Consider the following 19,386-nt stretch of genomic DNA (forward strand, 5'->3'; position numbering starts at 1 on the left):
TTTTAGTTGATATTAAAAATGGGCAGCCCGCTGTAAAAATCTATGGTGCTCTGGTTGACTTTTAACCTAAGGCCCACCTGTAAATTTTGATTCTGCGCTACTCCGTACAGGTTTTTGGCCTGAAAGAGTTCCAACGCATTGATCAATCCTTTTTCGTAACGCTTTTGTGCAATGGTAAAGGCCAATTGCTGCGATTCTACCTGTTTTATGCTCTGTTCATATTCTGCTATAAGGGCCTGGTTGTCCTGGACCAATTGCTGTAACAACTGAAAAAGTTCCTGCTCCTGTATCTCTAGGTTGTTCTTTGCCTGCATATAGGCTATTTTCTGTTGCTTCACCCTCGAATGATTGGCCCACCCGTTGCTAATGGGAATGTTCAATTGCGCACCCACAAACTTGGATTGGTTATCGCTGAACTGGGTCCTAAAAGGTATTACATTGCCATTTTCATCCACATTGGTCTCAAAATAGCTTGTTCCGTAACCAGCAAATAGGGCCAAAGATGGAAACAGCCCTCCCCTAGTGGCCTGTAATTGTTTTTTTGCCGCAGTTACCCGATACTCTTGTGATTTGACCAATGGCACAAATCCTCTTGCCTTTTGATATAAAGAATCCAAAGTAACGCCTTCGTTTACGGAAGCCTCTTCCAAGGTTTCCTGAATATTGATATCCGATGCTTCGGTCAAATTCATTTCTTGCAAAAGAGCCAACTTGGCATTGGCCAGCTGGTTTCGGTTTTGCGTCAAGAGGAATTTATCTCCCAAAAGGTTGGATTCCGCTTCGTACAGGTCTGCACCCGCCATTAACCCAAGCTCCACTTGTTTTTCCACCAAATCATAATTGGCTTGTGAAATTTCCAATTGTTCCAAGGTATTGGCCACCAATCCTTCGTAAAATTTGATGTCGTAAAAAGCCGTCATTACCCTAAAGGCCAGCAAAAACTTTTCCTGTAAAATATCTTCTTGTGTCGCCTTGTAGATGAATTTGGAAGCTCTTATCGAATTCAGTTTTTGAAAACCACGGAACAGATCCAAACTGGCATTAAGCGAATAATTGTTACTGAAGAATTCCGTATTCACATAATCGTTGGTTTGAGGGTCGGCAGACCTACCATACCTAATTGTATAGTCGGTGGACCCATTTACTGATGGCAATAAATTGCGAATGGATTGCCTGTAAGACTCCCTGCTGGATTCATTGTTATATGAGGTATTCTTCACCTGAAGATTGTGTTCAATGGCATAATCCACACATTCCTCCAGCGTCCAAACTTCCTGGGAAACCCCGATGAACGAAGCCAATAATAATAAGGTTGTTATGTATATTTTTAAATTCATAGTTTCATACTGTGCCAAACTACTTTCTATTCTTGTGCCAAAATAATTTTTTACTGATTATCAGCTAGTTACACTTATAAAATTACGCAAATCCTTTGTTTGGTGTAAAAATTTTGTACAAAAAATGTCCAAATATTTTACAGTTATGTAAAACATATAAGAGCAATTACTAGTTTTAGCCATCAATTTGAACCAGAAAGCCTTATGGTGGATGCCAAAATTTTAGTGGTTGACGATAACAAGAGCGTGTTGAGCGCTCTGGAGATTCTTTTGCAGTTTGAGTACAAAAGCGTTCAAACCATATTTAATCCCAACCAGATTTCTTCCTTCCCCGATTTACAAGATATCGACATTGTGCTCTTGGATATGAACTTTTCTGCGGGTGTAAACACCGGAAACGAGGGATTGTATTGGCTCAACGAAATCAAAAAAAGGTCGCCCAATACTTCGGTGATTATGATGACGGCCTACGGGGCAGTGGACTTGGCGGTTAGAGCACTCAAGCAGGGAGCTTCTGACTTCGTGCTAAAGCCGTGGAACAATGAGCGTTTGATGACCACCGTAAAATCGGCTTACGAGCTGAGAAAATCCAAACAGGAAATCCATGATCTCAAGAAAAAGGAGAACAATTTAAAGCAGGTGATCAATGAGGGGCGAAATTACATCATCGGCCAATCCAAAGCGCTGACCTCTGTTCTGAACCTAGTCGCCAAAGTGGCCAAAACGGACGTAAATGTTCTCATTACCGGTGAAAATGGTACGGGAAAAGAATTGATTGCCCGTGAGCTACATCGGCTCTCCAACAGAAAAAATGAGGTCTTTATAGGTGTGGATATGGGCTCGATTGCCGAAAATTTGTTCGAAAGTGAACTTTTTGGGCATACCAAAGGTTCGTTTACCGATGCCAAAGAGGATCGGGCGGGCAAATTTGAGGCCGCTCATCAAGGTAGTTTGTTTTTGGATGAAATCGGGAACCTTTCTTTGCAGATGCAGGCCAAACTGCTTTCCTCCATTCAAAATAAATCGGTGGTTCGGGTAGGTTCCAACAAACCGGTCAATGTGGACATTCGGTTGATCTGTGCCACCAATTGCAATCTGGAGCAAATGGTCGCGGATGGATTGTTCCGTGAAGATTTGCTGTACCGCATAAACACTATTCATATTGAAGTGCCCCCGCTACGGGAACGCAATGAGGATATTTTGGTGCTTGCCGATTTTTTCCTGAAGAAATTCGCCCATAAATACGATAAATCGGGACTGCGCATCAATCAATCGGCACAGGAAAAGCTCATGGAATATCCTTGGCCAGGAAATGTTAGGGAATTACAGCATACCATGGAACGGGCGGTTATCCTGTCCGATGGCAGTGTATTAAAGCCATCAGATTTTCTGCTGCATGCCAAACCTATGCAGTCGATGGATGGGGAGCTCATGACCCTCAACGAAATGGAGCAACAGATGATCAATAGGGCCCTGGAGCAAAATGATGGCAATTACAGTGCCGCTGCCGAGCAATTGGGTATATCGCGCCAAACCCTCTACAACAAGTTGAAGAAAAAGAATAACTGATGGCTAGTAGAAACTTTTATATTCAACTTATCCTTAGGGTTATTTTTATAACTCTTACCGCCATTGCATTGGCCTTTTCACTATCCTATAAATCGTATTTTACATTCGGGTTTTGTGCCATTATTTTGGTGGTACAGGTGTTTTCATTGATAACCTTTATCAATCGAACGAACCGAAAAATAGCCTATTTTTTTGATGCCATTAAGAACGAGGATTTTACCCTTCGTTTCCCCGAAGGAGTTACTATTGAGTCTTTCAAGGAGCTAAACCGAAGCCTCAATAGGGTCAATGGTCTAATCCAAGAGGTTCATTTACAGCTTCAAATAAGGGAGCAATATTATCAGGAAATTCTGAAACAGGCCAGCATTGGTATCATGACATACAACGAGAAAGGGCATATCCTTTTTGCAAACCCCACATTGGAGCAATTACTGGATTACACACCACTGAACCATATCAAACAACTGAAGCAGGTGGATGAAAACCTGTACCAGATCTTTAAAAACTTTAAGCCTTTTCAGCGGAAGCTGTTCCAGTTGTCCAATGAACGGGAACAAACACAATTGGCCATAAAGTCAACACCGTTGACATTGGATCGCCAGTCGTTACAACTAGTTGTGGTACAGGATATTCATAAAGAGTTGGATGAGAAAGAAACGGAATCGTGGGTGCGACTCATCCGAGTGCTGACCCACGAGATCATGAACACTATTACCCCAATTACTTCCATTTCGGATTCCATCATCAAATATTACCGTAAAGGGGATAAGATCACTCCGATGGAAGAATTGGAAGAGGGTCAAATCAAGAACACCTTAAAAGGTCTGGAGGTCATTAAAGAGCAGGGAGGGGACCTTATGGATTTTGTGCAATCGTACCGAAGTTTATTGCACGTGCCGGAACCCAATAAATCCTTGGTAAAAGGGAAGGACCTTTTGGAAAAAATCGACGTGCTCATGTCCGCCCGATTGATTGATGGGGAGAGTGAGTTCTCCACTATTTGCCAGCCAGCGGACCTGGAGTTCTATATCGACGAAAAACAAATTTCCCAAGTGCTGATCAACTTGGCCAAAAATGGTTTGCAATCTGTGGATTCCATTAAAGGTGGAAAGGTACAAGTGACCGCGGGAATTGATGAAAACGGTTCAAAATTTATCGACATCAGAGACAACGGGCCGGGCATTCCTCCCGAGGTTATAGACGAAATTTTTGTGCCTTTTTTCACTACAAAAAACGAGGGAACAGGCATTGGGCTCAGTCTTTCCAAAAGGGTGATGCAACTTCACGGTGGAAGCATTCAAGTGCGTTCGGTCCCACATACAGAAACTATCTTCCGACTTACTTTTGCCTAATCAAATCATGAAAAAAGAGCTTTTAGAATTTTGCTGGAAACAGGTTGACGAACGAACAGATCGCCTCAAAAAACAGAGCCGTGAACTCCAAGAGTCATTGGGCTCCGAAACCAAAAGCTCCGCAGGTGACAAGCACGAAACGGGAAGGGCCATGGTACAATTGGAACAGGAAAAGCTAGGCCAGCAATTACAGGAACTCGATGCAACACGAAGCATTCTGAACAAGATCAACGTTGAAAAACCCACAGAAAAAATATGTTTGGGTTCTATGGTGAAAACAAGTATGGCAGATTATTTTATTGCCGTTTCCGCAGGTTCTTTTAAGAAAGAAGGGGATGTAGTTTACTGCATTTCGGCCAATGCGCCCATTGCCAGATTGTTACTCGGAAAGGAAAAAGGGGAACACTTTGTTTTTAATGGAAAAAAACAATCCATTTTAGCAGTGGATTAAGGTTTGTCTTCCACAAGTTCCATTTTGAAATTACCTTTACTTTAAGTCCCTCAGAGAAAAATATTATTGAAGTTCACTGTTAAATGAGACTCCCTTTTTGAACCTTCTGAAGAAATTTCTTATTTTAAGAAAGAAAAATTATACAAACACCTCAACCATTATCTATGCGAAAAGTCCTTTTTTCTTTTCTAATCCTTGTTTTTATCAGCTTTACTCCGCCTCTTTTAAAAGAACGCGAGCCTATCAGTTTAAAAAACATAACAGAAAAGCTTGAGAACTATGGTCTATTGGCAAATGAACGAACCTTGATCATAACGGACAGGGATTATTATAAAAAGGGAGAGAGAATCTGGTCCCGTGTTTATTTAACCAACGGCCTTAGCAATCAACAAAAACCACTTAGCGGTGTCATTTATTTAGAGCTGTTGGATGAGAACGGCAAATTGGTTGATAAGAGAAAGCTGAAGGTTTCTGACTACGGTGCATTTGGTGATCTGTTCATTAAAAATGAATGGGATTCCGGAACCTATTATTTAAGGGCATTTACCAAGCTGATGCTAAACAATGATACCCCAAGGTCCCAAATGAAACCTATTTATATTGGTGTTTCCGATCGATTGCCCCATTTTGTTGAGGATTTCAACACGCCCACATCCATAATGATCGAACAAGAGGGCGGTGCCCTTGTTCATAATGTTATGTCCACTATTGCGATTAAAGGGATTAATAGTGACGGTGAGATGTTGGGGGAGACGGGAGAAATTTTGGATGAACAGGACAATGTTGTCACAAGTTTTAAACTGATTTCTCCAGGATATGGAAAAGCTCATTTTTTACCTCAATTTGGACATGATTATAGACTTGTAATCAGTTCGGGGTCAGACACTTTTGAAAAGGAACTGCCAAAGGTCCAAAGAGAAGGATTTTCGCTTCGTATAAAAGAAAGCGGCGACCATATCTTGGTCAATATGACCAATACCGGTGAAAATGGCCTTAAGGGGTGTTTTCTTTTAACCCATTCCGGAGAAAAGACCCTTGATGTTTATAGCTTGGGAGAGACTTCGGAAGAAAACGCCAAGCTTCTCAAGATTTCTAAAAAAAACATGGGTGATGGTTTTGTTTCATTCTCCCTTTTTGACAAAAACGGAACGGTCCAAAGCCAAAGATCTGTGTTTTTGGATAATTCAAAAACAGAGAATTTAGATCTTGAACTAAAACATACCGTCTTAAAAAAGGGGGATTCTATTCAGCTTAACATTAAAAATGGAGTTGGCACAAAAGGAGAGGTCTCATTGGCTGTTGTATCAGCAAACCGTATCAACAAAAATGAGGGTTCTGAGGATATTTTTGCCATAAAAAATCCTTTTAGAACATCTGAAGTACTGTCCAATTTATATTTAAATGAGCCTATCAAAAGAAAGGAGGTTTTGGACGCCATAATGATTTTGGATAGTTCCAAAGTTGTTGATTGGGAAACAGTCAGGGGCTTTAACGTCCGCGATATTAATTACGCTCCGGAATTGGGCATTATGATTTCTGGTCGCATAAAGAACAAGAATCGGAATGCTGCGGATAAAACAAAAGCAATGTTAACCGTGGCCGGAGCAAAACCTTTTCAAGAAATCGGTCAAATCAACAATAATGGAACTTTTGAGTTTGGTCCCTACATGTTTTTTGATTCTTTAAATGTTATCATTCACGCCAAAAACCAAAAGTTGGACGATCTCGATGGAAAAGAGGTCTCAATAGATGTTTTTAATGAGTGGCCAAAGTTTACCGCTTCAAAAGGCAGTGAGACATCAGATGCAAAAAATAACCCCGCATTGAATCCCACTGATAATGGGAGCGTAACCAATTTAAAAAGCAATAGGTTGGATACCATGGAAAATGTGACGGTTTTGGATGAGGTAGTTGTATCATCGGATAAGGCGTTAAAGTGGAAAGAGCTTAATAAAGAGTTGGATAAACTCACCCCATATTTGGTATACGATCATCGTATAGTGGCTGATTCCACGAACTTCAGATATGGTGCCATCAGTGCTCTAGACCTATTGTACGCGGTGCCCGGGGTTCTTATCAGGGGCAGCTTTCCGAATCAAAGAATTGTCATACGAGGAGTTGGAACCATCAATGAATCAAACAGCCCTTTATTCCTTTATAATGGTGTTCCGGTTTCCCAGATAGCAGTGGAACAAATGTTGGCAGAAGAGATTATGTTCGTAGATGTTTTAAAGGGAGGAAGAACGGCGGCTTTTGGGGCCAGAGGGGGTAATGGTGTCGTCGCATTTTATTCCAAACGGGGCAGATCCACCAAAAAACTGGGTAAAAACCATTCTACAAACTGGGTCAACACCAATATTCCCGGTTTTTCAAGGTCCCGATTGTATAATGAATTAAAGGTAAGCAAAGAAAAAGGAGAGAATAGTCCCTTGTTATACTGGAATCCATCCCTCAAGACCAGCAAAGATTCCTTGATACAAATCGACACAAAAGGTGCAACAGGAACCTATATGGTTGAATTGCATGGTTTGGACAAAAATGGAAATCCGGTCAGGTCAAGAAAAATATTTGAGATCAAAGAATAATTGGTCGATGTAGGGGATAATTAAAAAACAATTTGACAATTCAAGAACCCTCTTCTACAAGTTCCATGTCCGGTTTGTCTTTATGAAAAACGATAATAAGAAAAAGTATCCCGATAATAACCAAAAACACGATTTCCAAGCTGGATAACATCTGATTCATCCCGAGTGATCTTTTGGATCGTTGTGTGAGCTGTCTTCCTTCAGATAGTTGTACCTCTGCAAGATTATCAAGGTTTGCACTTATACTGTGTAAAACGGATACAATTTCTTCTTTGTATTCATCATTATTGTGCTGATTGGCTTCCAAAGTTTTAAGCGCCGCATAATTTTCATTCAGATTTGATAGATATTGCGCTTCCTCAACAGTTAAGTCGGTCTTTTCAAAATCCGTAAGGATATTTTTGATTTCCGGGTATTGGGGAATTGATTTGTTGGCCGACGTATTGTTGGCCAAGAATAATTCTTTTTTATGAAAAAGGTTGTTGAGCCTATAAATATATTCCTGAACAACCAAGCGATCCTCAAAAACGGAGTCTACCCCATGCTCAACCGTGTTAAAGTTCCTGTTGTTTAACCGATTGGATGCTAAAACCAATAAAAATGCGGCTGCAAGTACAAAGCCTGCATTAATTCGTTGCTTTATTGTTCTTCTTTTTGGCATCCTTTAGGGTTTTTACATGAATAGAATCAAAAATATAACTGGATAATATTAAAAATTTTATGTGGATGCAAATCCGCCCAGCTTTTAGCTAACCATTCTAATCGAGCAAATCCAAATGTTTGAAGCCGGGCGGAAAGTCATCAATCAACTACAGTACACTTAACTCGCCAGACTCAAGTGCATTCTTCAAATCTGCTTTGACAACCGGATGGCTGTTAAAAAATCTTTTTCCATCGGTTTTTTTGATTTTTACCATTACGGTACCATCTTTTTTCTCTTTGATTTCGGTAACCACAACTTTGTTGCCCACCACTCTTTTGTAGTTGGCTATCCCTCCTTTTTTAATGATAAAATTGGCCCTGGGAAAATCAATATGTTTGAACTGGGGCGTATCGGGACGTCCGATTTCCAAAACATCGCCAACTTTAACCTCTTGTGGGTTTACGCTTTGTGCATTGATATTTGTGGTGGCAACCACAAAAAGAAGTGCAAAAATTATCATTCTCATAACTATATCTATTTAGGGTTTACAATTAATTTTCATGTTTTTTCTATACGTCAAAACTGGATGATAATTGGTGCGAATGTTCCACACCGACTATCTTGAAGGATTGAACATCCGAGGGAAACCCAAGTTGGATGTAATCGCCGACCGCCAGTCCTACCAAACTTGCTCCCAGGGTACTTACAATAGAAACCATATTCTTTTTAAGGTCTCCTCTGGTCGATGGAACCAGTTGAAACGTTTGTTGCGCTCCCTGCACAAATTCCACCGTTACCTTGGAGTTTAACCGAACCACATCGTCCGGCATATCCATCTCATCCTCCACCAAGGCCCGATCTACTCTTTCGCCCAACTGTTCCAAGGCGTCCTTATGGGCATAGTCCTCATAAAACCTATGAAAGTTCAGTATTCGTTTCAGCGTTAGGTAATCCTTTTTTTCCATGATCAAGCTTCCGTATTTCATTTCCAGTTCTTAACGGACGGGAGACTGAAAAATCAGCACCCCAGCATTTTGTTCATAAAAATGCAAAGCCTGTGCCATTTGAAAGGACTTTCTTTTTGAACAACATTTAAAATGCTGTATATCAGTAGCTTATTTTTATTTTTATCTGGAACAAAGAAAAGTGTGAGTGGGTAATTTTTACCCGGATGGGGCGAAATACCCCGGAGGTTATTTGAGTTTTTCGCGCAGTGTTTTACGGTTGATGCCCAAAATTTCGGCTGCTTTGGTCTTGTTGCCCTGAGTGGATAGGAGTACTTCCTGAATGTATTCTTTTTCTTTTTCCTGAAGTGTTTTAAATCCCTTTTCGGGGAAGTCGATTTTGTATTTCAGCTCATCGGGAAGATGTTCCAAAGTGATTTTTCCATCACACATGATCACGGCTCGTTGCACCACATTTTCCAGCTCGCGGATATTGCCTGGCCAAGAATATCGTTTCAACACTTCAAGGGCTTCATCCGCAATACGGACAAAACGGTCCTTGTACTCAATGCCGTATTTCTGCATGAATTTGTCCACCAATAAAGGGATGTCCGAAGTGCGTTCCCTTAGCGGTGGTACATCTACCGTAACCACGGAAAGACGATAGAAAAGGTCCTCACGAAAAGTTTTCTTTTGAATGAGTTCATCCAAATCACTATTGGTGGCAGCTATGACCCTGACATCCAATTTTTCAGGTTTTTGGGAGCCGATTTTGGTAACCTCCTTTTCCTGAAGCACCCTGAGCAACCTATTTTGAACTGGTAGCGTGGCATTTCCGATTTCATCCAAAAAAATTGTCCCCTTATGTGCCGCCTGGAAAAATCCGTCACGGTTTTCATTGGCACCAGTAAAAGCACCTTTGGTGTAACCGAAAAGTTCGGCTTCCAACAAATTTTCGGGAATGGCACCGCAGTTCACCGCAATAAAAGGGGCTCTTGCAAATTTACCGGAATAATGGATGGCCCGTGCCACCAGTTCCTTTCCTGTTCCACTTTCCCCGCGCACCAAAACCGTGGCTCGGTTGTCCTTAACCCGATCAATTATCTCCGCAACTTTTTGGAAAGCTTCGGAATTTCCGATCATATCGGCATAACCATTGGTAGCAACAGGTCTTACTGGAGGTGTTTTAAAGGTTTTCTTGGCTTCCTTACTGGCCAGGGCCTTTTTTACGGCCACTTCCAGTTCCGCTTTGGTAAAGGGCTTGGTCAAATAATCTGTTGCCCCATGTTTGATTACACTTGACGCATCTTCCACGGATGGAAAGCCGGTAACTACCAACTTGGGCATATCCGGATAATGTTCGGCGACATATTTTACCAACTGCAGTCCATCAATATCTGGCATATTAATGTCCGTTACCAACAGATCTATCTCGGTATCTTTTAAAATGTATAGCGCCTCCTTTACCGAAACAGCCTTGTATGTATGGTAATCCAGCGATTTTAAATGCCGCTGCAGCAGCTCAAGAATATCAATGTCGTCATCAACGAGCAATATGTTCTCCTTTTTCAACAAAGCGCTTACTTTTTAGGGAATTGCAATGTAAAGATAGTGCCTGTTGGGATATTTGCGGTAACCTCAATGCTTCCATGGTGACTCTGCACAATGCCGTGCACTACGCTAAGGCCCAGTCCCGATCCCTCGCCTACGGGTTTTGTGGTGAAAAACGGGTCAAAAATATGGGGGATGGATTCCTCTGGGATTCCAGGGCCCTGATCGGCAATTTTTAAAATGACGTTGTCTTTTTCGGTTGTAAGGGAAACCGAAATAGTACTTTTTGGCGGTGCAAAATAAATGGCGTTCACGATCAAGTTGAAGACCACTTGGGTGAGTTGGATTTTATCGATGCGCAGTTGGATGTTGTCTTCGGAGTGTTCAAATTCGCATGAGACCTCGTTTTGGCGCAAGGTGGTTCTAAGCATATTGATGGCGTCCTCTATCACCTCAACCACATTGATCACTTCCCGTGTTTCAGGCATTTCGCAGGCGAAGAACATCAGTTTTTTCACCACTTCCCGCGAAAATATGGTGTTCGTAATGATCTTGTCCAGATCTTTGAGCGCTTGCGGGTCGTCGCTGATATGTTCCTTTAACAGCTCGGTAAAGCCCAGAATGTTGGCGAGAGGCGTGTTCAGCTCGTGGGCAATGCCCGCAGTGATCTCCCCCAAGATGCGAAGCCTATCGGATTGCTCCACTTGTCGGCGGATGTGCTCTTCCTTTTCTTTGATTTCCTTCCGCTCCAACAAATTGCCCACTTTTAGGCAAACATTGTCCAATAGTTGCTGCTCCTCTTCTAAAAAATCCTTGAGTTGGTATTTTGGGGACGGGTACCCGATTTTTATCTCGCCCTTGGGTTTGTTGAACACTGTTATGGCTGACTCCAAAAACACATAGGCGTCACCTTTTTCCTCCGTCTTGATGAAGTAATCGGGGGTAGAGAGCACCACGTAGGTTTCCTCATCGAACTGCCAGGCGCGCTCCAAACACTGTACAATACCGAGCAATGCCGTTTCCATATCGTCGTAATCGCAGTTTACGATAAGGGAAGTTACCTCGTACAAACAGGTAAGTTCCTTAATGCGTTCCTTGAGCTTTTGTTCGGCCGTGAGCATGGTATTCTCCTTTGTAGCAAATTAGTGAATTCTTGGAATTCGGTTGATATATGTTTTAAGGAGTTGTTTGGGAACGAACCATTTTAATTAAAAAACCCTTCCAAATCAGCGACTTGAAAGGGCTTTATGTGGTCCCACCTGGGCTCGAACCAGGGACCCCCTGATTATGAGTCAGGTGCTCTAACCAGCTGAGCTATAGGACCCGCATTTTGCGGATGCAATATTAGTGTTTATTTTTCTTCAGCGCAAGGTTTTACCCATCTAGCCTTCTTTTATTTCTTGGCAAAGCTCCACCAGCATGCCATTGGTTCCCTTTGGGTGCAAAAATGCCACCAACTTATTATCCGCTCCTTTCTTCGGCGTTTCGTTCAAAACCACAAAGCCTTCGCCTTTCAACCGTTCAATTTCCGAAACAATGTCTTCCACCGCAAAGGCAACGTGGTGGATGCCCTCTCCCTTCTTTTCCAAATATTTGGCGATGGGGCTATCGGGCTTGGTCGCCTCCAACAATTCAATCTTGTTGGGGCCCGATTTAAAGAAAGAGGTCTTTACTCCTTCCGAGGCCACTTCCTCGACCTTATAATGGGGCACGCCCAAAAGTTTTTCAAACAACGTATTGGATGCTTCCAAGTCCTTCACCGCGATTCCGATGTGTTCAATTTTATCCATAGGAGCTATAATACACTTTAAAATGTTCACTTTTTTTTCAAAATTACACACTGTAAATGGTTAATAGCGTGAGGTTAGTCATTAATTCACTTATTTTTGCAGTATGGAGGAAACACAACGACAGAAAAAAATAGCAGGGATCATTCAACAAGATCTGGCCGACATATTACAACGTGCCGCTACCGATGGTGGCCTCAAGGGAACTTTGATATCCGTGTCCAAGGTTTCCGTAACCGTAGATCTATCCTTGGCCAAGGTGTATGTGAGCATTTTTCCTAACAAGGGTGCCAAAGCGCTATTGGAGGGTATCAAAGAGAGCCAAGTGGCCATACGCCACGAATTGGCCCAACGCACCAAACATCAACTAAGGCGTGTGCCCGAGCTCAATTTTTATCTGGACGATTCCTTGGAGTACATCGAGGGGATTGAAAAATCATTGAAGCGAGAAGAAAATCCTATTGAGAAAAGAGACCTGCTCGACAAACGTAAGAAATCCTGATTTTGAATTTTCCCCTTTATATCGCAAAGCGTTACTTACGGTCCAAAAGCAGCCAAAATGCGGTAAATATCATCAATTTCATCACTTTTTTGGTGATCGTTATCGGTTCTGCGGCTCTTTTTATCGTGCTTTCCGCTTTTGCTGGTCTAAAGACATTTAGCCTTTCCTTTTCCAATACGTTTGATCCCGATTTAAAGGCTTCCCCCACTGTGGGGAAGCATTTTACCCTTTCTGCAGATGAAGCATCGGCCCTTGCTGAAATCGAGGGGCTGGCCAATTTTTCCAAGGAACTGGAAGAGCGGGCCTACCTGACTTATAAAGAAAAAAGTACCATTGCCTATATTAAGGGAGTGGACGAAAACTACCGCGCCGTTACTGGGGTAGACAGCACTCTTATTTTTGGGAATTGGGGTTCCGATGTGTACAATGGTGTTATTGGCTTTGGGATTTACAATCTTTTGGGCGTACCCATGAACAACAGGACCGCCATGGAAGTTTTGGTTCCCAAACCGGGCGAAGGTTCTTTCTCGCAACAAGGGTTCAATGCCAAGCCTTATAACGACCTTGCCTTGGTGGTGAGCGGCGTATATGCCGTGGAGGAATCTTTGGATAAAAAATATGTTTTCGCCAGTCTTCCTTTGGTTCAAGATCTATTACGGAAAGATAGTACCGAAATCTCTGGCATCAATTTTAAATTGACGGAGAACGCCTCCCCAAATGACGTCAGGAATTCCATCGCAGAGGTTTTGGGTGAAAAAGCCTCTGTTTTGACGCGCAGGGAACAGAACACCTCTCTCTACCGTATGCTGAACACGGAAAATTTGGCCACCTATTTGATTTTTACCTTGGTGTTGATCATTGCCCTTTTTAATGTTGTTGGGGCCATTATTATGATGATTTTGGACAAGCAACAGAACTCCAAAACGCTTTTCAGTCTTGGTACAACGATCAAAGAATTACGCCGTATCTATTTTATCCAAGGCATATTGGTCACTTCTTTCGGTGGATTAATAGGAGTATTGATAGGTTCCCTTTTGATAGGTTCCCAACTGGTATTCGGATGGTTGAAGATTACCCCATCACTGGCCTATCCTGTGGAGTTCAATGTCCTTAATTTGTTGATTGTGATTGGAACTATCGTGGTCTTGGGCTTTATCTCTTCTAAAATTGCGAGCAGCCGAATTACCCAAAAATTGATTTCCCCTTAAGCGAACTGGTAATCGCCAAATTTTTCCTGAACCTCATCAAAAGCGGCAAAAACATCCGCAGCATCGTCGCTGGTCACCATTTTCATTCGATATTCCTTAAAATGTGGAATGCCCTTAAAATAGTTGGTGTAGTGCCTTCTTGTTTCAAAAACACCCAGTTTTTCGCCTTTCCAATCAATGGCCATTTGTAAGTGTCTTCGGGCAGCCTCAACACGTTCCTGCATTGTAGGAGGTGCTAAATGCTCGCCAGTTTTAAAGTAGTGCTTAACTTCCTTAAAAAACCAAGGATATCCAATGCTTGCCCTACCGATCATGGCCCCGTCCAATCCGTATTCGTCGCGCATTTTTACCGCCGCTTCCGGGGTATCCACGTCACCGTTGCCAAAAACCGGAATGTGCATACGTTGGTTGTTCTTTACCTCGGCAATGGGCTTCCAATCGGCTTCACCCTTGTACATTTGCACACGGGTACGACCATGTATGGAAATGGCCTCAATACCAACATCCTGCAATCTTTCGGCAACTTCAACAATTTTGATGGAGCTTTGGTCCCACCCCAAACGCGTCTTAACCGTTACGGGCAATTTGGTTCGCTTTACGATTTCCTCGGTCAGCTTTACCATCAAAGGGATATCCCGCAAAATACCTGCACCGGCATTTTTGCTCACCACCTTTTTAACGGGACAACCAAAATTAATATCGATGATGTCGGGATTGGATTTTTCCACGATATCCACGGCCTGAAGCATAGAATCCAGTTCAGCACCAAAAATCTGGATGCCCACAGGACGCTCTTTTTCATAAATATCCAGTTTGATGACACTCTTGGCGGCATCCCTGATCAATCCTTCGGAAGAAATAAACTCGGTATACACCACATCGGCGCCCTGCTCCTTGCACAATTTACGGAAAGGAGGGTCACTCACATCTTCCATCGGAGCTAGAAGAAGCGGGAAATCAGGAAGTTCTATGTTTCCAATTTTTGGCAAATCCTACGGTTTTTTTGGACTGCAAAAGTACAAAATAGCTTAAAACCAAAAAGCTAGTCCTGCGATTCAAGTCGATCTCGCTCATTTTTATCGATCCCACGCTTGTTATCCTCCAACCGGAAGTTTCCAAAATTATAGGTAAAACCAATGCGGATAAACTGCGTTTCGGGGCGTCTTCGGTAAAAATTGTCCTGGTTGAGGTACTGCGAACGATAGGTGGGCACGTACTGCTCCAAGATATCCTCTGCAGCGAGCGAAAGGGTGATCTTATTATCGAACAAAGTCTTTCTCAAACCAATGGTCAAATTAAATTGCTCATCCGATACATACGATCCAAAAAGAAACTTGGAAATATAGGTTCCCGTAATCTCTCCGGTGAAGGTTCCATCCTTGGACAAGGTCAAATAATTGCCCAAATAGGCATACACTCCGTTCACCTCGTTGGTAAAGAGAACGTTGCCGCTTTCTTCGGCCAAATAGGTCTCTTCTTCGTGGAACAAAGAGGTGTAGGCATACATAAACCAAGCAGGAGCAATGGCTTTGCTCAAGGTAAAGTCCAACCCGTAGGATTTACTGTCCAACACATTTTGTTTGAGTTCCACCAAGGTTTGGTTGTCGTTGTCCTGAAAGACCAAATAAGCAATGTTACTTCCATTATCACGATAGTACACATCAAAGAAGTATTCGCTGTTGAGCGTATAGTTAAAGTTGAAGTTGTTGCTAAAACTTGGCCTTAGCCCAGGATTTCCCTCCTCATAATCATTTTCATTGTAGAAAAATCGGAAAGGATTCAGATCGTTGTACTTGGGCCTGTTGATGTTTCTCCCGTAATCAAAAGAAAAGCTATGCTTATCCGATGGCGAGTAAAGCAAGTACACGGATGGAAACGGTTCAAAAAAATCTTGTGTATTGGTCTCTCCCAACGTAATGGAGTTTCCTTCGGCCTTGGTGAGCTCTCCGCGAACGCCCAACTTCATGGACCATTTTTCCCAGTTTTTCACAAAGCTCAAATAAGCGGCGTACACGTCCTCATCATAAATATACCTGTCCGACTGTGAAGCATCAACCGTATTACTGGTTCCATTAAAATTGAAAAAGTTCATCGTGTTTTCCGAGGTAATCGATGAAATCTTCGCCCCGGATTCAAAAGACGCATTACCGATTGGGGTTGCATAATCCAGTTGTCCCGTAAAAATCTTTATTTCTTGGTCCGAGTCGGTATCAAACCCAAAATCCCTCAAAAAAGTTCCATCGGCATCAAAATAATCGGAAGACAACCGTTGGAGCATTTCACCATTAAAGTAGGTATAATGGCCATTGGCCCTGATTTGGGCACCTTCTTTTTTTAACTTGTGTACGTAGGTAAGGTCGAATGCCAAGTTGGTATTGTCCATGTTGGCATTGTTCTGTGTGGTAAACGTGGAATCCAGTTGAGCTTGGCCATTCCTCATTTCATTATCAAGACGTGTTTGTTGCTCTTGATCTAGATTGAAAAGTAGGTTGGAAGTAACATTCAAGCTGTTTCGCTCATCAAAATCGTAATCCAAAATAAAGCTCGCATTTTGCGATTGAGACCGGTCCGTTTGATTGTAATCCGTATCCCAAACAGAAAAAACGTTGTTGGCATTATCCATAAAATTGATGCCCTTTCTGGTTTTATTGATCTCCTTTTTAGGGTTGATGGTATAGTTGGCAAACAGGTTGAGCTTGTCCGTTTTGTAATAATGACTGGTTCCGATACTAAATTTTGGAAAAACGGCCTGTGTGAAGGTTCCATTGACGCTGCCCTTATATCCTGGAACAATATTTTTACTGGTCACAATGTTCAATATGGGGCCGCCTTCAGCATCATAACTTGCTGGAGGATTCGCTATTACTTCCACCGATTTAATGTTGGTCCCCGAAAGCCCCTGTAACAAATCCTGCACCTCTTGTCCCGAAAGCTGTACTTTTCTATCGTTGAGATAGACCGTTGCATTTTGACCTCGTATCAACAGTTCATCTTGGTTCACGATCACTCCGGGTGTATTTTTAAGGATATCCCATGATGTTCCTTGGGAAACCACCGTGTTTTCGACCGAAAAGACAAGTCTGTCTGGGAATCGTTCCAACTTTGGCCTCTGCGCGCTGACCACCACCTCGTCCAACTCATTGCTTGTCATAGGAATAATCAATGCTCCAAGGGAAACATCATTTTTAATATCCAATGCTCTTGGCTCGGAGCCCGTGCCCACATAACTGGCCTGTAACAAATAAAGGTTGGGTTCCACCTGCAAAAGCTCAAAAAAGCCCTCCTCGTTGGCAGAAGTTCCTTGAACAAAAGTGGAATCGGTAGCTTGTAGCAGTAAAATATTCGCGTAAGGAATAACCTGATTTTGTTCGTCCACCACCTTTCCGGTTATCTTAAAGGTTTGGCCGTACGCACCACATATTACAGAAAACACCAATAAAAAGATGGTGGCTAGGTTTTTCATTTGAGGCTTGGGTTGTGCATCAAATCTAAGAAATTATTTTTGAGCGGGATATCCGGTAATTTTCTTATTGAGAAAAAACCATTTACAGGCATTTAAAACAATTATATTTGCAGTTGATTATATTCCTTTTTTAGGGTATGTTATTGTTGTTATGGAGAAGATCAGGAATTTTTGCATTATTGCACATATAGACCACGGTAAAAGTACCTTGGCAGACCGTTTGTTGGATTTTACAGGGTCGGTGACCGAACGTGAAAAACAGGACCAGTTATTGGACAATATGGACTTGGAGCGCGAACGCGGCATCACCATTAAGAGTCACGCCATTCAAATGGACTACGAGCACAATGGTGAAACCTATACGCTCAACCTCATCGACACTCCTGGTCACGTGGATTTTTCATATGAAGTATCTCGATCTATTGCGGCGTGTGAAGGTGCCCTTTTAGTGGTAGATGCAGCACAGAGCATTCAGGCACAGACGATATCCAACCTTTATTTGGCACTGGAAAACGATTTAGAAATTATACCCGTCCTCAACAAAGTGGACCTTCCGAGTGCAAACCCCGAAGAAGTTACGGACGATATCGTGGACCTTTTGGGTTGTAAGCCGGAAGAAGTAATTCCCGCCAGTGCTAAGACAGGAATTGGCATCGAAGAGATTTTAACAGCGATCATTGAGCGTATTCCGCCACCTAAAGGTAACCCCGATGAACCTTTGCAGGCCTTGGTTTTTGATTCTGTTTATAACCCTTTTAGAGGGGTTGAGACCTATTTCCGTGTAGTGAATGGAGAAATCACCAAAGGACAAAAAATTAAATTTGTTGCCACGGGCAAATCCTATGAAGCGGATGAAATTGGGACATTAAAACTTACCCAAATCCCTAAAAAGAAGATTTCCACTGGCGATGTGGGCTATTTGATTACGGGAATTAAAGATGCCCGAGAAGTAAAAGTGGGAGATACCATTACCGATTCGGCCAATCCCACAAAAAACCCGATCGGTGGATTTGAAGATGTAAAACCTATGGTTTTTGCCGGTATTTATCCTGTGGATACCGAAGATTTTGAGGATTTACGATCTTCAATGGAAAAATTGCAATTGAATGACGCCTCTTTGGTGTTTACACCCGAGAGCAGTGCTGCTTTGGGCTTTGGATTCCGATGCGGGTTCTTGGGAATGCTGCACATGGAAATCATTCAAGAGCGTTTGGAGCGGGAGTTTGACATGACCGTTATTACTACGGTTCCCAACGTAAGCTATCACGCTTATACCACCAAAGGCGATCTAGAGCCTATCATTGTTAACAATCCAAGCGACTTGCCCGACCCCTCAACCATTGATAGGGTCGAGGAGCCATATATTAAAGCAACAATTATTACCAAAGCTGATTTTGTGGGTAACGTAATGTCGCTTTGTATAGAAAAACGAGGGCAAATCGTTAATCAAACATATTTGACCACGGAACGGGTGGAGTTGGTTTTTGATATGCCTTTGGCAGAAATCGTTTTTGACTTTTACGACCGTCTAAAAACCGTTTCCAAGGGATATGCCTCGTTTGACTATTCTCCAATTGGAATGCGACCTTCCAAATTGGTGCGAGTGGATATATTGTTAAATGCACAACCTGTTGATGCGCTATCGGCCTTGGTTCACTTTGATAATGCTTACCACATCGGTAAAAAGATGTGCGAGAAATTAAAAGAACTGATCCCAAGACAACAGTTCGATATCCCGATTCAGGCTGCGATTGGATCCAAAATAATTTCTAGGGAAACCATAAAAGCCTTGCGAAAGGACGTTACGGCCAAATGCTATGGAGGGGACATTTCCCGTAAAAGAAAACTTTTGGAAAAACAGAAAAAGGGTAAAAAACGGATGCGCCAAGTAGGGAATGTGGAAATTCCACAACAAGCATTTATGGCCGTTCTGAAATTGAATGACTAACTGTCAAACATTCAGGGATAGGGCTGTCGAAGATTTTTAATCTTTT

The 19,386-nt window shown here is 42.4% G+C and carries 16 protein-coding genes and 1 tRNA gene; 7 read left to right on the forward strand and 10 right to left on the reverse strand.

The window, feature by feature from the left end:
* Window positions 1-2: 2 nt before the first annotated feature.
* Window positions 3-1,337, reverse strand: a complete 1,335-nt coding sequence (locus J0654_RS10215; protein WP_207028578.1) for a TolC family protein — start codon at window positions 1,335-1,337, stop codon at window positions 3-5.
* A gap of 204 nt (window positions 1,338-1,541) precedes the next feature.
* Between J0654_RS10215 and J0654_RS10220 the strand changes: the two genes are divergently transcribed.
* The 4 genes from J0654_RS10220 to J0654_RS10235 all read left to right on the forward strand — a co-directional run bounded on the left by J0654_RS10220 (window position 1,542) and on the right by J0654_RS10235 (window position 7,294).
* Window positions 1,542-2,906 (forward strand): sigma-54-dependent transcriptional regulator, encoded by a 1,365-nt coding sequence (locus J0654_RS10220; RefSeq protein ID WP_207028580.1) that lies wholly within the window; start codon window positions 1,542-1,544, stop codon window positions 2,904-2,906.
* Window positions 2,906-4,258: a sensor histidine kinase gene (locus tag J0654_RS10225; RefSeq protein WP_207028581.1), complete on the forward strand. Its 1,353-nt coding sequence runs from the start codon at window positions 2,906-2,908 to the stop codon at window positions 4,256-4,258. The genes J0654_RS10220 and J0654_RS10225 overlap by 1 nt, the downstream gene beginning before the upstream one ends.
* 7 nt (window positions 4,259-4,265) lie before the next feature.
* Entirely contained in the window at window positions 4,266-4,709 is a 444-nt protein-coding gene (locus J0654_RS10230; protein WP_207028583.1) for a 3-oxoacyl-ACP synthase, read from the forward strand.
* Between the two features lie 164 nt (window positions 4,710-4,873).
* Entirely contained in the window at window positions 4,874-7,294 is a 2,421-nt protein-coding gene (locus tag J0654_RS10235) for a TonB-dependent receptor (RefSeq protein ID WP_207028584.1), read from the forward strand.
* A gap of 40 nt (window positions 7,295-7,334) precedes the next feature.
* On the opposite strand, the gene J0654_RS10240 is transcribed toward J0654_RS10235, so the two are convergent.
* From J0654_RS10240 to mce, 7 genes are all read right to left on the reverse strand, one after another.
* Window positions 7,335-7,955: an MCP four helix bundle domain-containing protein gene (locus J0654_RS10240; RefSeq protein ID WP_207028586.1), complete on the reverse strand. Its 621-nt coding sequence runs from the start codon at window positions 7,953-7,955 to the stop codon at window positions 7,335-7,337.
* A gap of 148 nt (window positions 7,956-8,103) precedes the next feature.
* Complete coding sequence (locus J0654_RS10245) at window positions 8,104-8,463, reverse strand: hypothetical protein (protein ID WP_207028587.1); 360 nt, start codon at window positions 8,461-8,463, stop codon at window positions 8,104-8,106.
* Window positions 8,464-8,506: 43 nt separating this feature from the next.
* Window positions 8,507-8,923, reverse strand: a complete 417-nt coding sequence (locus J0654_RS10250; protein WP_207028589.1) for a GreA/GreB family elongation factor — start codon at window positions 8,921-8,923, stop codon at window positions 8,507-8,509.
* Between the two features lie 207 nt (window positions 8,924-9,130).
* Entirely contained in the window at window positions 9,131-10,456 is a 1,326-nt protein-coding gene (locus J0654_RS10255; protein WP_207028590.1) for a sigma-54-dependent transcriptional regulator, read from the reverse strand.
* Window positions 10,457-10,461: 5 nt separating this feature from the next.
* Window positions 10,462-11,553, reverse strand: coding sequence for a sensor histidine kinase (locus tag J0654_RS10260; protein ID WP_207028592.1), 1,092 nt, complete (start codon window positions 11,551-11,553; stop codon window positions 10,462-10,464).
* Window positions 11,554-11,682: 129 nt separating this feature from the next.
* A tRNA-Ile gene (locus tag J0654_RS10265) sits at window positions 11,683-11,756 on the reverse strand.
* A gap of 58 nt (window positions 11,757-11,814) precedes the next feature.
* Window positions 11,815-12,222, reverse strand: coding sequence for a methylmalonyl-CoA epimerase (gene mce / locus J0654_RS10270; protein WP_207028594.1), 408 nt, complete (start codon window positions 12,220-12,222; stop codon window positions 11,815-11,817).
* A 103-nt stretch (window positions 12,223-12,325) separates the two neighbouring features.
* Between mce and rbfA the strand changes: the two genes are divergently transcribed.
* Together rbfA and J0654_RS10280 are read left to right on the forward strand one after the other, a co-directional pair.
* The gene (rbfA, locus tag J0654_RS10275) at window positions 12,326-12,721 is read left to right on the forward strand and encodes a 30S ribosome-binding factor RbfA (RefSeq protein ID WP_207028596.1); all 396 of its coding nucleotides are present in this window, start codon (window positions 12,326-12,328) and stop codon (window positions 12,719-12,721) included.
* 2 nt (window positions 12,722-12,723) lie between these two features.
* On the forward strand, window positions 12,724-13,929 hold the full coding sequence (locus J0654_RS10280) for an ABC transporter permease (RefSeq protein ID WP_207028598.1): 1,206 nt from the start codon (window positions 12,724-12,726) through the stop codon (window positions 13,927-13,929).
* On the opposite strand, the gene dusB is transcribed toward J0654_RS10280, so the two are convergent.
* Both dusB and J0654_RS10290 read right to left on the reverse strand, forming a co-directional pair.
* Window positions 13,926-14,918: a tRNA dihydrouridine synthase DusB gene (gene dusB / locus J0654_RS10285; RefSeq protein WP_207028600.1), complete on the reverse strand. Its 993-nt coding sequence runs from the start codon at window positions 14,916-14,918 to the stop codon at window positions 13,926-13,928. The genes J0654_RS10280 and dusB overlap by 4 nt on opposite strands.
* A 53-nt stretch (window positions 14,919-14,971) precedes the next feature.
* Window positions 14,972-17,392 carry an outer membrane beta-barrel family protein gene (locus J0654_RS10290; RefSeq protein ID WP_207028602.1) on the reverse strand — a complete coding sequence of 807 codons (2,421 nt, stop codon included), beginning with the start codon at window positions 17,390-17,392 and terminating at the stop codon, window positions 14,972-14,974.
* Window positions 17,393-17,543: 151 nt separating this feature from the next.
* Between J0654_RS10290 and lepA the strand changes: the two genes are divergently transcribed.
* On the forward strand, window positions 17,544-19,340 hold the full coding sequence (gene lepA / locus J0654_RS10295) for a translation elongation factor 4 (RefSeq protein ID WP_207029589.1): 1,797 nt from the start codon (window positions 17,544-17,546) through the stop codon (window positions 19,338-19,340).
* The last annotated feature ends 46 nt before the right edge of the window (window positions 19,341-19,386 follow it).

This window comes from Flagellimonas profundi (assembly GCF_017313275.1).
GTDB lineage: Bacteria > Bacteroidota > Bacteroidia > Flavobacteriales > Flavobacteriaceae > Flagellimonas > Flagellimonas profundi.